The sequence below is a fragment of the Nocardioides sp. NPDC051685 genome, assembly GCF_044453405.1.
Taxonomy (GTDB): Bacteria; Actinomycetota; Actinomycetes; order Propionibacteriales; family Nocardioidaceae; genus Nocardioides.
In genome coordinates this window covers 388,795-403,768 of the sequence record NZ_JBITCR010000004.1, presented here as the reverse complement: position 1 = coordinate 403,768, position 14,974 = coordinate 388,795, and the positions used below count along the sequence as shown (strand labels likewise).

General features: G+C 67.9%; 14 protein-coding genes. 2 read left to right on the top strand and 12 right to left on the bottom strand.

The genetic code is table 11. The annotated features are described in order from the left end of the window. Positions 1-74: 74 nt before the first annotated feature. The gene (locus ACIA03_RS14710) at positions 75-1,085 is read left to right on the top strand and encodes a type IV toxin-antitoxin system AbiEi family antitoxin domain-containing protein (RefSeq protein WP_396983606.1); all 1,011 of its coding nucleotides are present in this window, start codon (positions 75-77) and stop codon (positions 1,083-1,085) included. 103 nt (positions 1,086-1,188) lie between these two features. Here ACIA03_RS14710 and ACIA03_RS14705 read toward each other — a convergent pair whose 3' ends face one another. The 12 genes from ACIA03_RS14705 to hemL form a co-directional block, all read right to left on the bottom strand. Continuing rightward, complete coding sequence (locus ACIA03_RS14705; RefSeq protein WP_396983604.1) at positions 1,189-2,064, bottom strand: 1,4-dihydroxy-2-naphthoate polyprenyltransferase; 876 nt, start codon at positions 2,062-2,064, stop codon at positions 1,189-1,191. Between the two features lie 185 nt (positions 2,065-2,249). Further along, the gene (gene mmsB, locus ACIA03_RS14700) at positions 2,250-3,536 is read right to left on the bottom strand and encodes a multiple monosaccharide ABC transporter permease (protein WP_396983602.1); all 1,287 of its coding nucleotides are present in this window, start codon (positions 3,534-3,536) and stop codon (positions 2,250-2,252) included. 6 nt (positions 3,537-3,542) lie between these two features. Then, complete coding sequence (gene mmsA / locus ACIA03_RS14695) at positions 3,543-5,075, bottom strand: multiple monosaccharide ABC transporter ATP-binding protein (protein ID WP_396983600.1); 1,533 nt, start codon at positions 5,073-5,075, stop codon at positions 3,543-3,545. A gap of 76 nt (positions 5,076-5,151) precedes the next feature. Beyond that, positions 5,152-6,219: a multiple monosaccharide ABC transporter substrate-binding protein gene (gene chvE / locus ACIA03_RS14690; protein WP_396983598.1), complete on the bottom strand. Its 1,068-nt coding sequence runs from the start codon at positions 6,217-6,219 to the stop codon at positions 5,152-5,154. A gap of 287 nt (positions 6,220-6,506) precedes the next feature. Beyond that, positions 6,507-7,127, bottom strand: coding sequence for a hypothetical protein (locus ACIA03_RS14685; protein WP_396983596.1), 621 nt, complete (start codon positions 7,125-7,127; stop codon positions 6,507-6,509). A 17-nt stretch (positions 7,128-7,144) separates the two neighbouring features. Next, positions 7,145-7,453 carry a DUF4229 domain-containing protein gene (locus ACIA03_RS14680; RefSeq protein ID WP_396983594.1) on the bottom strand — a complete coding sequence of 103 codons (309 nt, stop codon included), beginning with the start codon at positions 7,451-7,453 and terminating at the stop codon, positions 7,145-7,147. 9 nt (positions 7,454-7,462) lie between these two features. Beyond that, on the bottom strand, positions 7,463-8,461 hold the full coding sequence (ccsB, locus tag ACIA03_RS14675; protein ID WP_396983592.1) for a c-type cytochrome biogenesis protein CcsB: 999 nt from the start codon (positions 8,459-8,461) through the stop codon (positions 7,463-7,465). Beyond that, a complete protein-coding gene (locus ACIA03_RS14670) occupies positions 8,454-10,043 on the bottom strand; it encodes a cytochrome c biogenesis protein ResB (protein ID WP_396983590.1) in 1,590 nt (529 codons plus the stop codon). Before ACIA03_RS14670 ends, ccsB begins: the two co-directional genes overlap by 8 nt. After that, positions 10,040-10,798 carry a cytochrome c biogenesis CcdA family protein gene (locus ACIA03_RS14665; RefSeq protein WP_396983588.1) on the bottom strand — a complete coding sequence of 253 codons (759 nt, stop codon included), beginning with the start codon at positions 10,796-10,798 and terminating at the stop codon, positions 10,040-10,042. The genes ACIA03_RS14670 and ACIA03_RS14665 overlap by 4 nt, the downstream gene beginning before the upstream one ends. Beyond that, positions 10,795-11,361, bottom strand: coding sequence for a TlpA family protein disulfide reductase (locus tag ACIA03_RS14660; protein ID WP_396983586.1), 567 nt, complete (start codon positions 11,359-11,361; stop codon positions 10,795-10,797). Before ACIA03_RS14660 ends, ACIA03_RS14665 begins: the two co-directional genes overlap by 4 nt. Before the next feature lie 35 nt (positions 11,362-11,396). Continuing rightward, entirely contained in the window at positions 11,397-12,056 is a 660-nt protein-coding gene (locus ACIA03_RS14655) for a histidine phosphatase family protein (RefSeq protein ID WP_396983584.1), read from the bottom strand. Next, the gene (hemL, locus tag ACIA03_RS14650) at positions 12,053-13,408 is read right to left on the bottom strand and encodes a glutamate-1-semialdehyde 2,1-aminomutase (protein ID WP_396983582.1); all 1,356 of its coding nucleotides are present in this window, start codon (positions 13,406-13,408) and stop codon (positions 12,053-12,055) included. Before hemL ends, ACIA03_RS14655 begins: the two co-directional genes overlap by 4 nt. A gap of 258 nt (positions 13,409-13,666) precedes the next feature. Between hemL and ACIA03_RS14645 the strand changes: the two genes are divergently transcribed. Beyond that, positions 13,667-14,941 (top strand): lytic transglycosylase domain-containing protein, encoded by a 1,275-nt coding sequence (locus tag ACIA03_RS14645; RefSeq protein ID WP_396983580.1) that lies wholly within the window; start codon positions 13,667-13,669, stop codon positions 14,939-14,941. Positions 14,942-14,974 lie beyond the last annotated feature (33 nt).

Here is a 14,974-nt window from a genome sequence, read left to right as displayed (position 1 = left end):
ACGTCGTGTCGGGGTTATCCACAGCGCACTGCTCAGCGCTGGCAAGTGTCGATGTAGGGCCACAGGCTCGATCCATGAATCCACACATCCAGGCGATCATGGCGGCCAACCACGGCCTCATCACCCGCAACCAGGCGCTCGCGGCCGGCCTCGATCTCGACACGCTCTATCGGTACGTCAAGAACGGCTCGTGGACCGTCGTATGCCGCGGGGTCTACGCCGAACGCACCTACGTCGAGAGCATCACGCTGCCCACCGAAAGGCGGCGCCTTCGCGACCGGGCCGCCTGCGCGGCCATCACGGTTCCGTTCGTGCGAAGCCACGAGACAGCTGCCCTCGAGCTCGAGATGGGCATCCTCCTACCCACGAAACCTCAGACCCACGTCACTCGCCAGCCTGTGGTCGGCACTCACAACAAATGGGGCGTGAAGCATCACCTCGCTCCCTACTCCGAGGATCAGGTGGTGCAGGCGAACGGTTTCGACGTACTCGGTCTCGCCCGGACCGCGATCGACATCGCTCGGGAGCACGGCCGGCCGTACGGGGTTGTGGCGGTCGACTCCGCCAGGCGGATGGGGGCGTCCGTCAACGAGCTCTGGGCGGTCCTCGGCCAGATGAAGCACTGGCCCAACCGCCGTCTGGCGCGGGAGGCCATCGAGCTCTCCTACGCGGGGGCCGAGTCGGTCGGCGAGTCCCTCACTCGCGACGTACTCGAAGAGATCGGGCTGACCGGGATCGAGACCCAGTTCGAGATCACGGACGGCGTACGCACCGCAAGGTTCGATCTTCGCGTGGGCCGTCACATCTTCGAGTTCGACGGCCGGAGCAAGTACGTGCCGGTCGCAGATGGAGGTCTGGCACTCCGGTCAGTCGATGACATCCTCGCCGAGGAGAAGACTCGACAGGACTGGGCCCACGGCTTCCATCTCGGCATGTCCCGGATCGAATGGGACGACCTCTTCGGCCGCAACCGCATCTACCTCAAAGATCGCCTGGCGCGGGAGTACCTCGCCACCTGCCGAGCCTTCGGCACCGACATCTCAGACCTGGAACGGTTCCGCGTACGTCGCTCGAAGGCCGCCTGAAGCTGCCCCGCCCCTGCTGTAACACGTCGTTCGTAGGACTACTCGCCCTATCAGAACGACCGGAAAGACCTACGAACAGCGTGTTACACCCCGCGGCGAGACCTCAGATGAACAGCAGCGGTACGCCGACGAGCAGCCCCCACACCAACGTGGCCAGCCCCGTCTGCTGGAGAGCAGGGATCAGGCGAGGGCCGAGGTTGGCGCGGTCGAGGACCGTGCGGACACCCTGGGCGGCGACCGCGATGAACCCGAGTCCCAGCAGCGCCCACCAGGAGGTCGTCAGCGCCACGAGCACGACCGAGACGACGGCGACGGCCACGAGGGCGACGTAGAGCCAGCGGGTGCGGGCGTCGCCGAGGCGTACGGCGAGGGTGATCTTGCCCGACTCGGTGTCGCCGGGGATGTCGCGGAGGTTGTTGGCGACGAGGAGCGCGGAGGTGATGGCGCCGATGCCGACGCCCGCCCACAGCGCACCCCACTCCCAGCTCTGCGTCTGGACGAACGTGGTGCCGATGACCGCGACGAGCCCGAAGAAGACGAAGACCATGACCTCGCCGAGCCCGGCGTAGCCGTAGGGGTGCGAGCCGCCGGTGTAGTACCAGGCCGCGATCATGCAGACCAGGCCGACGAGGACCAGCCACCATGCCGACGTCACCGCCAGCACCAGGCCTGCGACCGCAGCGATCCCGAAGGCGATGAACGCAGCGCGCTTGACCGCGGACGGTGCCGCGAGCCCGGATCCGGTCAGGCGCAGCGGCCCCACGCGGTCGTCGTCGGTCCCCCGGATCCCGTCGGAGTAGTCGTTGGCGTAGTTGACCGCGACCTGCAGCGCCAGCGCCACGACGAGCGCGAGCAACGCCTTCCACCAGACCAACCCGCCGGCGTACGCAGCCACCCCTGTCCCGGCGATGACCGGCGCGAGCGCCGCGGGGAGTGTGCGAGGACGGGCTCCCTGGAGCCACTGAGCGGAATTTGCCACCCCGCTATTCAACACCGGTGGCTCGAGGCGGGTGCGGCTGGGCTGTAACACGTCGTTCGTACGACTATCCGGTCGTTCCGATAGGGCGAATAGTCCTACGAACAGCGTGTTACACGAGCCGCCAGCCCCGAAAACCCAACGACCCCTGCCCGGGGGGAGGCAGGGGTCGAGGGGTGGGGGATGAATCAGGTCTTCGGGGGATCGTTGGCGTCGACGCTCAGTTCCGCCTCCATGGCCTCGATCTCCTCGGCCAGCTTGTCGGGCAGCGGCGCGCTGGGCTCGGCGGACTCGGCACCGGCGCCACCGGACCCGGCGGTGCGGCGCTTGTTCCACACGTCGAAGGCGACGGCGAGCAGGAGCACGAGGCCCTTGATGGCCTGCTGCCAGTCGATGGAGACACCGAGCAGCGACATGCCGTTGTTGAGGACACCCATGACGAGACCACCGATGATCGCGCCGACGACGGTGCCGACACCGCCGGTGACGGCCGCGCCACCGATGAAGGCGGCGGCGATCGCGTCGAGCTCGAAGTTGACGCCGGCCTTCGGGTTGGCCGCCGTCAGACGGGCGGTCGTGACCAGGCCGGCGAGCCCCGACAGGAGCCCCATGTTCATCATGACCATGAAGTCGACGCGCTTGGTGTTGACGCCGGACATCGTGGCCGCGTCGACGTTGCCGCCGATCGCGTAGACGTGCCGGCCGAAGACGGTCCTGTTCATGATGAACGTGTAGACCACGATCAGGCCGCCCAGGATCAGGCCGACGATCGGCAGACCGCGCGCGTCGGCGAGCAGGTAGGCGAAGTACATGATCACGATCGTCAGCAGCGCCAGTTTCACCACGAACAGCGGGAAGGGCAGGACGTCGAAGTTGTACGCAGCCTGAGCGGCCCGACGCCGCACCTCGAGCACGATGAGCACCGCGACGGCGGCGACGGCGATGAGAAGCGTCAGGTTGTGCAACCCGGTGTCCGGCCCGATCTCGGGCAGGAAGCCGTTGCCGATGGCCTTGAACTGCTCGGGCAGACCACCGACGGTCGCACCCTTGAGCACGACCAGGGTCAGACCACGGAAGAGCAGCATCGAGGCCAGCGTGACGATGAACGCCGGGATCCCGACGTACGCCACCCAGAACCCGTGCCAGGCACCGATGGCAGTGCCGATCAAGAGCCCCAGGAAGACGGCCAGCCACCACGGGAAGTCGTACTGGGTCATCATGATCGCCGCGGCGGCGCCGACGAAGGCGGCCACGGAGCCGACCGAGAGGTCGATGTGGCGCGCCACGATCACGATCACCATGCCGATGGCCAGGATCAGGATCTGGGCATTCTGGACGACCAGGTTGGAGACGTTGAGCGGCTTGAGCAGCACGCCCTCGGTGGAGATCTGGAAGAGGATGACGATCGCCGCCAGAGCGATGATCATCCCGTACTGGCGGACGTTCCCGCGCAGCGTGTTGAGCAGGGCATTCATCGGGTCTTACTTCCTCGCGTCCGCGGTCATGTAGCGCATCAGGGACTCCTGGGTGGCCTCTGAGCGGTCGAACTCATGGGTGATCACGCCCTCGGCGAGCGTGTAGATGCGATCACACAGACCGAGCAGCTCGGGCAGCTCGGAGGAGATCACCAGTACGCCGCGACCGCTGCGGGCGAGCTCCTGGATGATCCCGTAGATCTCATACTTGGCACCGACGTCGATGCCTCGGGTCGGCTCGTCGAGGATCAGCAGCTTCGGGTCGGTGTACATCCACTTGGACAGCACCACCTTCTGCTGGTTGCCGCCGGAGAGCTTGCCGACGCCGGCCGTGATCGAGGGCGCCTTGATGTTGAGGTTCTTGCGGTAGCCCTCGGCGACCACGACCTCCTTGTGCTCGTCGACGACGAGCCCGGAGCGCAGCTTCTTCAGCGCCGCCGCGGTGACCGAGGTCTTGATGTCGTCGATGAGGTTGAGCCCGAGGCCCTTGCGGTCCTCAGAGACGTACGCGATGCCGGCATCGATCGCCTGGGTGACCGTGCTGAGGTGCAGCTCCTTGCCCTCCAGCACCAGCGACCCGGAGGTCCGGGAGCCGTAGGAGCGGCCGAAGATCGACCGCGCCAGCTCCGTACGTCCCGCGCCCATCATCCCCGCGATGCCGACGATCTCACCGGCTCGCACGGACAGGTTGGCCTGCCGGATGACCTCGCGGTGGCTGTCCTGCGGGTGCATGACGGTCCAGTCCCGCACCTCGAAGAGGACGTCCCCGATGGATGGGGTGTGGTCGGGGAAGCGGTTCTCGAGGTCGCGGCCGACCATCCCGCGGATGATCCGGTCCTCGTCGACGCCGCCACCGGCGACCGACAGGGTCTCGATGCTCTGGCCGTCGCGGATGATCGTGATCTCGTCGGCGATCTGCTCGATCTCGTTCAGCTTGTGGCTGATCATGATCGAGGTGATCCCCTTCTCCTGCAGCCCCTTGAGCAGGGCGAGCAGGTGCTGGGAGTCGTCGTCGTTGAGGGCGGCGGTCGGCTCGTCGAGGATGAGCAGCTTGACCTCCTTCGAGAGCGCCTTGGCGATCTCGACGAGCTGCTGCTTGCCGATACCGAGGTTCTTCACCGGGGTCAGCGGGTTCTCCCGCAGACCGACCCGTGCGAGCAGGTCGATCGCCTCGCGGTTGGCGCGGCCCCAGTCGATGATGCCGCGCTTGGCGGTCTCGTTGCCGAGGAAGATGTTCTCCGCGATCGAGAGCTCAGGGATGAGGGCGAGCTCCTGGTGGATGATCACGATGCCGGCGGCTTCGCTCTGCCGGATGTTGGCGAACTTGGCGGTCTCGCCCTCGAAGACGATGTCGCCGGTGTAGGTGCCGTGGGGGTAGACCCCGCTGAGCACCTTCATCAGGGTGCTCTTGCCGGCGCCGTTCTCACCGCAGATCGCGTGGATGTCACCGCGGTTGACGACGAGGTTGACGTCGGAGAGCGCCTTGACGCCGGGGAACTCCTTGGTGATGCCGCGCATCTCCAGGATCGGTGAGCTCATGTGGTTCCTGCTATCTGGCCAAGGGCCGGCGTGGGCCCGGTCCGGAGGGACCCGGGCCCACGCCGCGTACGGGGTGCTACTTGATCTCGTCGGCGGTGTAGTAGTCGGAGTCGACGAGCACCTTGGTGACGTCGTCCTTGGTGACCACGACCGGGTCGAGGAGGTAAGACGGAACGACCTTCTTGCCGTTGTCGTACGTCTCGGTGTCGTTGACCTCGGGCTCCTTGCCCTCACCGACGGCGACGATCATGTCGACGGTCACCTTCGCGAGCTCGCGGGTGTCCTTGAAGATCGTGGAGTACTGCTCACCGGCGTTGATCGACTTCACCGACTGCACCTCGGCGTCCTGACCGGTCACGACCGGGAGGTCGGCGGTGGTGTAGCCGTTGCCCTTGAGGGCGGCGATGATGCCGAGCGAGAGGCCGTCGTAGGGCGAGAGCACGCCCTGGACCTTCTTCGAGGCGTACGTCTTGGTGAGGATGTCCTCCATGCGCTTCTGCGCGGTGGCCGGGTCCCAGCGCAGGATCGCGGCCTGCTTGAAGTCCGTCTGACCGGAGGGGATGACGATCTCGCCGGACTTGATCAGCGGCTCGAGCACCGACATGGCGCCGTCCCAGAAGAAGGTGGCGTTGTTGTCGTCCGGCGAACCGCCGAAGAGCTCGACGTTGTAGGGGCCCTCGCCCTTGGCCTTCAGGCCCTCGACGAGCGAGGTGGCCTGCTGCACGCCGACCTGGAAGTTGTCGAAGGTCGAGTAGTAGTCGACGGCCTCGGTGTCGCGGATGAGGCGGTCGTAGCTGATCACCGGGATGTCCTGCGACTCAGCGGTCTCGAGGACCTCGCCGAGCGCGGTGCCGTCGATGGCCGCGACCACCAGGACGTCGACGCCCTTGGTGACCATGTTCTCGACCTGGGAGACCTGGGTGGGGATGTCGTCCTCGGCGTACTGGAGGTCGACCTTGTAGCCCTTGGCCTCGAGCTGCTTCTTGATGTTGTTGCCGTCTGCGATCCAACGCTCCGAGGACTTGGTCGGCATGGCCACACCGACGGTGCCCTTGTCGCCGCCATCGCCGCCGTCGCCGCCGCCGCATGCCGCCAGACCGAGCGCAAGCGCTGCCGCGGTGATCGTGGTGAGTACCTTGCGCACTTACCTGCTCCATTTCGTCTACGGTCGCGCCGGGTAGGCCGCGCGCCGCTGTGTGGGGGTTGCCACGGCCGCGAGCCTTGGCATCGGTGTCGGAAACCGGTGCACAGACCGGAGTCCCGGTGAGTCAGATCACAGATGTGAGCGCTCACATTGGGACAATGTGCCTCCTCACATCCAAATGCGTCAAGTACAGGACGAGGATGTTTCCGACTCGTGACATACGGGAGGCCCCGTTGATCACCTGTGCTCGCACAGGGAACTCACAGGAAAGTCCCGCGAGAGTCCGGTTACAGGTGACGTACGCCCACCAACGACCCGGCCCCGTCCGGCCAGGTGACCTCGATCGACTCCGCACCGTCAGCGTCGGAACCGTCGACGACCCGCTTCACCACGACCATGAAGCTGCCCGCCTCGACGCGTGAGTCGGCACCGTGGGAGCGGATGGTGACGCCGTCGAAGTGCGGCACCGCGTTGCGTGACCACGAGCCGGTGCCGGTCGCGGTCACGACCGCCTCGCGGCGCTCCACCAGGCGGCCCTGATCGTAGACGTCCATCGGTTCCTGGGTCGCGCCGGTGAGCGCGGCGGCCAGCAGGACCCGGACCGCCACCGGGTCGGCGCAGGCGTCGTAGACGTAGCGGGTGCCCAGCGTCGAGTGCTCGGTGGTCGCCATCAGGAACTCCTCGGCGCCGTCGAGCGGTGCCTCACGGTAGGAGACCGGGAGGTGGACGACGGACTCGCCGACCTCGAGGAGCACGCACTCGATCCCGACCCTGCCGGCCGGGTCGTCGAACCGGTAGGAGCCGATCGTGGCCGTCAGGTCACCCTCGCACCACGCCTGGGTGGCGAGCCAGGCGCCGAAGATCTCTTTCTTCGTCGGGGTGAGCGTGGCCTTGTGAACGATCGACATGACCGTTGTCTAACAGGTCAGGACACCTTGTGGCCATCGCCTTCGCCGTTCGACGCGGTGTCGGCCTCGGAGTCGATCTCGCCGTCCTCCTTGGCGCGGGCGGCCGCGACCGCCTTCGCGGCCCGGGCCTCGACCTTCTCGGCGAAGGCCCGCCGCTGCGGGTCGAGCACGAAGAAGGACAGCGCACCGCTGATCAGGAACGCCAGGATCACCGCGAAGAACAGGTTGACCTCGCCGGCGACGAGCGACCAGATGCCCGCCACGATGCCGAAGGTGGCGACCAGCGACAGCAGCCGCAGGCCGGTGTAGATCCAGAACTCTTTCATGGGACTTCCCTATCGGGTGGTCTCGACGAGCTCGGCCGACGGAGCGGCCGGCGCAGCGTACGAATGCTGCGAGGTCGAGGAGAAGTAGTTGATGCCGATGAAGTTGAACCACAGCGTGGCCAGCCCGATCAGCGCCACGATCGCGGCCTTCTTGCCCTTCCACCCGGCGGTCGCGCGAGCGTGCAGGTAACCGGCGTAGACGACCCAGGTGATGAACGCCCAGACCTCCTTGGGGTCCCAGTTCCAGTAGGAGCCCCAGGCGTCGTGCGCCCAGATCGGACCGGAGATCAGCACCCCGAAGGTCCACACCGGGAAGGCGAACGCGTGGATCCGGTAGGAGACCCGGTCGAGCGCCGGCAGGTCGGGCACCCGCGCCAGCAGGGCGGCGTCGGGGAAGCGCGTCTTGAGCAGGTACGCCGCCGAGGCGATGCCGCCCAGCGTGAACCCACCGGTGGCGATGATGGCAGCGACGACGTGGATGACGAGCCAGTAGGAGTTGAGCGCCTCGGTCAGCGGCGCGACCGGCTCGTAGAGCCCGACCACGGCCAGCATCAGCACCACGAGGGTGAACCCGAGCACCCACGGCGCCATCCAGCCCAGCTTCAGCCGCCGGTGGAGAGCGACGTACGCCGCGGCGACCACGAACGAGCCCGAGATCGTGAACTCGTACATGTTGCCCCACGGCACCCGGTTGGGATCCGCGGCCATCCCGCGACCGAGCAGCCCGACGAAGTGACACGCCACCGCGATCGCGGTCAGCAGCAGACTGAGGCGCCCGAAGAGGGCGGCCCGCTGCTCGCGCACGGCATCGGCGGGGTTAGCGGGAGCGTCGTCGGCCTCGTCTGCCGGGGCACCCGCGCCGACGAGCTCCTTCTCCGCGACCGCGGCCCTGGCGCGCGACTGCCAGGCCGACCACTCGACCAGCGCGCACAGCAGCGCCAGGAAGTAGACGACCCCGGCGGCCGTGATGGCCTGGTTGCTGAGAACGCCCCAGGTGTGGTCAGACATCCTTCTCCTCCTGTGTTCGCGCGCCTCGTAAGGTCTCGACAAGGCCGGTGACTACGGCTGCGGTGTCTCCACCGCCGGAGCGGTCGAGGGCGGCGATCTCGACCAGTGTGCCCCCATCGACTCGGCGGGCGCGAACCCACACCCGTCGCGAGCGGATGAAGAGCGACCCGAGCAGGCCCAGCAGAGCCAGCGAGACACCGAGGAGCGCCCACTCCTTGCCGGGCGACTTCGAGATCTGCACCCGGTTCCACTGCTGGACGTCGTCGAAGGAGACCGAGCCGAGCCCGTCGGGCAGCTCGACCGTGTCCCCCAGCCGCAGGTTGAACGCCTTCCCGGAATCGTCCGGGGACATCATGTTGGCCTTCGAGGTGTCGAGCGCGTAGACCGACTGCGGGCCGGCGTCGAGGTTGAGATCGCCTCGGAAGCCCTGCAGCGAGAGCATCGCGTGCGACCCGTCGCCGATGTCGCCCATCAGGTTGACCGGCTCACCGTCGACCGTGCCCTCGAACGGGTAGAACAGCCCCTGGAAGCCGATCTCCTCGGGCGAGGCGTACGGCGCCTTCACCACCCCGAAGGAGAGCAGGTTCCGGCTCTGCGGGAGGAAGATCGTCGGGCCGGAGTAGGCCACGTTGCCCTCACCGTCGCGCACCGTGATCACCGGCGCATAGCCGTGGGCGAGCAGGAAGATGTCGGTGCCGCCGATCGTCAGCGGGTGGTTGACCTTGAGGTCGTAGCGCTTCTCGTCGCTCGTCCCCGCGGTGTAGCGGAGCTTCGCGTTGAACCCGCGCGCGGTGCCGGCGCCCGCGCCGCTGGTCAGCCACTCGGCGTGGAAGTCGTCGATCTTGAAGCTGAAGTCGTCGAGGTCCTCGGGAGCGAAGAGCGAGCCGGGCTTGTAGTCGTCGTACTGCGAGAGCTCGTTGGCGAAGCCGTACTCCTCCCCCACCAGCACGATCACGCCGCCCTTGTAGCCGAAAAGGCTCCCGGTCGCGAACGCGACCAGCACGATGATCAGCGACATGTGGAAGATCAGATTGCCGGCCTCACGCAGGTAGCCCTTCTCCGCCGAGACCGACTCGCCGTCATCGTCTTTACGGAGACGATAGCCGCGCAGCTGCTTCCGCGCCGCGGCGAGCACCTCCTCGGGCTCCTGATCGGCGACGTACGACGCGGAGTCGGGCAGCCGGGTCAGCTTGGCCGGCGTCGCCGGCGGCTGAGCACGCATGGCCCGCGCGTAGACAAGGCACCGCGGGATGATGCAGCCGACCAGCGAGACCATCAGCAGCAGGTAGATCGCCGCGAACCACGGGGTCGAGTAGACGTTGAAGAGGCCGAGCTTCTCGTAGATCGGCGTCAGCGTCGTGTGCGCCTCGCGCCACTGGTCGGCCTTGAGCGAGTCGACACCGTCCTGCGGGATCAGCGACCCCGGGACGGCAGCCAGGGCCAGCAGCAGGAGCAGGATCAGCGCCGTACGCATCGAGGTCAGCTGACGCCAGCCCCAGCGTGCCAGCTCGCGGGCGTTCAGCTCACCCGGGCGGCGTACGGAATCTTTCCTCTCCTGGTCGGGAGCCGACGTCGTGCTCACAGTGCGATGCCCTCCCAACGCTGGACGAGCTGGACCTGCAGCCACTGGACGCCGTTGTCCCACCAGCCGGTGAGCATGGCGACGCCGATCAGGATCATCAGCACGCCGCCGACGATCGTGATCGCGCGGGTGTGCCGGCGGAACCAGCCGAGCGCGACGGTGGCTTTGCGCCACATCACCGCGACGAGCACGAACGGGATCCCGAGGCCGAGGGCATAGACCGCGAGCAGCAGACCGCCGCGCGCGGCGGTGCCCTGGTCCCAGGCGAGGCCGGCGATGACACCGAGCGTCGGCCCGGTGCACGGGGTCCAGGCCAGGCCGAAGAGGAAGCCGAGCAGCGGCGCCGCGGCCAGGCCGACCGCCGGCACCTTGTGGAACTTCAGGTCGCGCTGGAGCAGCGGGATGAAGCCCATGAACGCGATCCCCATGATGATCGAGAGCACGCCGAGAACCTTGGTGCCGGTCTGCTGGAACTCGAGCAGCTTGTAGGCGATCCCGCCCACGGTGATGCCCATCAGGACGAAGACCACCGAGAACCCGGCGACGAAGAGCAGGGCGCCCGCGAGCATGCGGCCGCGGCGTACGTCACCGGAGGCGAGGTCGGCGCCGGACAGGCCGGTGGCGTAGGAGAGGTAGCCCGGGAGCATCGGCAGCGTGCACGGCGAGACGAACGAGAGGAACCCGGCCAGCAGCGCGACCGGGATCGCCAGCATCAACGACCCGCTCCCGGCGGTGCTCGCGAACCAGTCGGTCACGATGACTCCCCTGCGGTGGAGATGAGCTCGTCGAGCGTACGTGCCGAGGGGATCTCGCCCCGGATCAGCGCCGCGACGCGGCCCTCGGTGTCGAGGATCGCGGTGGCCGGGATCGCACGCGGCGCCAGCGAGCCCTTCAGCGCGAGGACGGCGGAGCCGTCGGGCGAGTAGACCGACGGGTACTCGACGCCGTAGTGCCGCTCGAAGGCCAGCCCCTGGGCGGCCGAGGCGTCGCGGGTGTTGATCCCCACGAAGGCGACGTCGTCACCCAGCTCCTCGTAGGCGGCCTGCAGCATCGGCATCTCCTTGCGGCACGGCCCGCAGCCGGTCCACCACACGTTGAGCACCGTGACCTTGCCACGCGTGTCGGCGAGGTCGAACGGCTTGCCCTCGAGGGTCTCGCCGGTCAGCTCGACCGGCTCACCGCGGTCGGCGACCGGGATCTCCCGGGTGCGGCCGTCACCGGAGATGTAACCGGCTTCGTTCGTGCCGGTCTGCCCACACGCGGCTAGCAGCCCCACCATGACCACGGTGAGGAGAAGACCGCCGAACCTGTAACGCACGCGCAGGACTCTGCCTGACAAACCTGAGAGACCCGTTAATCCGCGTCGCCGGCCGAGAACGGCGCGTACTTGTCCTTCGCCGGGAGCATGTCCCCGGCCGGCTCGCTGTAGGAGATCGCGACGAACTCGTCGCCGACGAAGTGCAGCGAGGTCAGCGAGCAGAGCGCGCACTGCCGCTTGCGCGGGTCGTGCAGGAAGCTGCGGCCCTCGATGTGCAGCCGGGTGGTCCAGATCGGCAGCTGGTGGGAGACGATGACCGCCTCGTGGCCCTTCGCCAGGTCCCGGGCGTCCTCGATCGCAGCCATCATCCTGGCGACGATCTCCAGGTAGGGCTCACCCCATGACGGCTTGAACGGGTTGAGCAGCTTCGGCCAGACCTTGGGGTCCTTCAGCGGACCCATGCCGTCCTTGAAGCTCTTGCCGACGAACAGGTTCTCCGACTCGAGCACCCGCTCGTCGAGCGAGATGTCGACGCCGAGCGCCTTCGCCAGCGGCCCGGCGGTCTGCTGCGCGCGCTCGAGCGGGCTGGAGATCACGTGGGTGATGTCCTGCCCGCCGATCCGGTCGGCGACCCGCTCGGCCATCTTCAGCCCGAGCTCGGAGAGGTTGAACCCTGGCCGGCGGCCGTAGAGGATGCCCTCCGGGTTGTGCACCTCACCGTGACGGAGCAGGTGAACCGTGGTCTCGATACTCATGCCTTCACCTTCATACCAGCACCTTTTACAGCAGCCTCGGCGGCGTACGGAAGCGCCTCGGTGATCTGGGAGATCGCCCGCTCGTCGTGGGCGGAGGAGAGGAACCACGCCTCGTAGGCGCTCGGCGGCAGGTAGACACCCTGGTCGAGCATGGCGTGGAAGAAGGCCTTGTACGCCGCCTCGTCGGTGGTCTTGGCCTCGTCGAAGTTGCGCACCGGCTTGTCGGTGAAGAAGACCGAGAACATCGTGCCGGTGGACTGGATGACGTGCGGGAGGCCGACCTTGGTGAAGCTCTCCTCGATCGCCACCTTGACGGTCTCGGCGGCCCTGCCGATGTGGTCGTAGACCTCGTCGGTCGCCAGCCTGAGGGTCGTGAGGCCGGCGGTGGTCGCGACCGGGTTACCCGAGAGCGTGCCGGCCTGGTAGACCGGCCCGTCCGGGCTGAGCGAGCCCATCACATCGGCGCGGCCGCCGAAGGCCGCGGCCGGGAAGCCGCCGCCCATCACCTTGCCGAAGGTGACCAGGTCGGGCGTCCAGCCCTCGTTCTTGCCGTCCAGGCCCCACTGCCCCTGCTTGCTGGCCCGGAACCCGGTCATCACCTCGTCGGAGATGAACAGGGCGCCGTTGTCTCGGCAGGTGGTGGCGAGGAACTCGTTGAACCCGGGCTCGGGCGGCACGACGCCCATGTTGCCCGGCGAGGCCTCCGTGATCAGGCAGGCCACCCGGCCGGCGTATTCCTCGAACGCCGCCGTCACCGCGGCGCGGTCGTTGTAGGGCAGCACGACGGTGAGCTCGGTGCTGCTCTCCGGGACGCCCGGGGTGCCGGGGATCGCGTGGGTGACAAGCCCGGAGCCGGCGCTCGCGAGGAGCGAGTCCACGTGGCCGTGGTAGTTGCCGGCGAACTTGAGGATCACGTCGCGCCCGGTGAACCCTCGTGCCAGCCGAATGGCCGACATCGTCGCCTCGGTGCCGCTGCTGACGAACCGCACCTTCTCGACCGGCGCCCGCTCGACGATCGCCTCGGCGAGCTCGACCTCGGGCGTCGTGGGGGTCCCGTAGGACGTGCCGCGCGCGACGGCGTCCATGACGGCGGCCTGGACCTCGGGATGGGCGTGACCCAGCAGCATGGGGCCCCAGGAGCAGATCAGGTCGACGTACTCGTTCCCGTCGACGTCGGTCAGCCACGCCCCCTTCGCCTCCCGGATGAAGCGCGGCGTACCGCCCACGGCGTTGAAGGCGCGCACAGGTGAGTTCACGCCGCCCGGCGTCACGGCCTTCGCACGGGCGAAGAGCGCATCGGATGCCGTTGTGGACAGGGGTGAGATGTCGTGAGGCACCGGCTCATTCTTCATCAACCCCATCCGCAATCCCATTCCCGGCCACCTCCACATGCGCGCGACCACGGAATCGAGTTACCGATGCGTACGATTTTCGATGTTCGGCGTCACGAATCGCCATAGCCTGCGTCTCATCGGCGTCTCGTTAACTGGAACGCTATGTGCCAGTAAAACGTGACGTGCGTAACTTTGACGTGAGACGGTTCGTTGAGAACGTCGGGATTTGGGGAGCAAGACCCGGGGCTTTGACCCGGGGATTGAGAGGGAGATTCGATGTCCGCTACGCGCTACAACCGCCTTCAGAAGGCGACCGCGCTCGTTCCGCTCGCCCTGCTGAGTGCGGCCTGGACGGTCAACGTCACCGGCCTGACGCAGTCGAGCGCCACCGCATCAGGGGCCGGATACGACGACGCGTTCAGCCTGCCCGACGGGACCTCGGTCCCGTCCGAGGCGATCGAGGCGCCGGCCAGCGTGTCCGCCTCGACCAACCAGGGCGACGGCTCGTTCCCTGGGACGGCCAGCGCCGCCGGCATCCCGTCCGCCGCGCTCGCCGCCTATCAACGCGCGGCCACGGTCATCAACGCCGCGGACGCCGCCTGCAAGATCGACTGGCCGCTGATCGCCGCGATCGGGCGGGTCGAGTCCAACCACGGGCGCGCCAACGGCAACCGCCTCTCCGCCGAGGGCGTCTCCGCCCCCGGCATCTACGGAGTGCCGCTCAACGGCAAGGGCAACGTCTCCCAGATCGTCGACACCGACGGTGGGCAGTACGACGGCGACACCAGCTACGACCGTGCGGTCGGCCCGATGCAGTTCATCCCCTCCACCTGGGCGATGGTCGGTGTGGACGCCGACGGCGACGGCAAGCGCAACCCTCAAGACATCAACGACGCCGCCCTCGCCACCGCCGTCTACCTCTGCTCCGGCGACGACGACCTCTCCACCGACCAGGGCGCGCGGGCAGCGGTCTTCCGCTACAACCACAGCCAGACGTACGTCACGACGGTGCTCGGCATCGCCGAGGCCTACCGCTCCGGCGAGTTCACCTCGATCCCGAACAGCACGGTCCCGGTCGACTACGCGATCCCGCGGATGGAGGCTCCGAAGTCCTCGAAGCACAAGGACCGTGAGCTCCGGGCAGGCGGCCAGCAGTCCGGCCCGCGCGGCGGCTCCGCCCAGTCCCCGTCCGACCCCTCCAGCGAGGCCCCGTCCGGTGAGACCCCCGGCGGGAGCACCGGCGGCGGCGGCGGTGGCACCGGCGACGGCGGCGGCAGCACCGGCGGGTCCACCGAGACGGTGACCGAGCCGCTCCAGAACACGGTCGAGACGGTCGTCGCCACGCCCTCCCAGATCCTCGCCGCGTGCCAGAACGAGCTGGCGAAATACCCCCTCCTGAGCCCGACCCAGTCGGGCCAGGCGTTGACCCAGTGTGTGAACGCCATGGCCGGCAAGACGCTCGAGCAGGTCAACGCAACCGTCAGCAACGTCCTCACGCTGATCCTCAAGGGCATCCTCGGCAGCCTGTTCGGTGCGCTCACCGGCAACTGATCCGACATGCGAAGGGCCCCGCCGTGATGGCGG

Coding starts and splice junctions, on each gene's coding strand:
- ACIA03_RS14710 (WP_396983606.1), top strand. CDS start 75: ATGAATCCACACATCCAGGCGATCATGGCGGCCAACCACGGCCTCATC.
- mmsB (WP_396983602.1), bottom strand. CDS start 3,536: ATGAATGCCCTGCTCAACACGCTGCGCGGGAACGTCCGCCAGTACGGG.
- mmsA (WP_396983600.1), bottom strand. CDS start 5,075: ATGAGCTCACCGATCCTGGAGATGCGCGGCATCACCAAGGAGTTCCCC.
- ACIA03_RS14685 (WP_396983596.1), bottom strand. CDS start 7,127: ATGTCGATCGTTCACAAGGCCACGCTCACCCCGACGAAGAAAGAGATC.
- ACIA03_RS14680 (WP_396983594.1), bottom strand. CDS start 7,453: ATGAAAGAGTTCTGGATCTACACCGGCCTGCGGCTGCTGTCGCTGGTC.
- ccsB (WP_396983592.1), bottom strand. CDS start 8,461: ATGTCTGACCACACCTGGGGCGTTCTCAGCAACCAGGCCATCACGGCC.
- ACIA03_RS14655 (WP_396983584.1), bottom strand. CDS start 12,056: ATGAGTATCGAGACCACGGTTCACCTGCTCCGTCACGGTGAGGTGCAC.
- hemL (WP_396983582.1), bottom strand. CDS start 13,408: ATGAAGAATGAGCCGGTGCCTCACGACATCTCACCCCTGTCCACAACG.
- ACIA03_RS14645 (WP_396983580.1), top strand. CDS start 13,667: ATGTCCGCTACGCGCTACAACCGCCTTCAGAAGGCGACCGCGCTCGTT.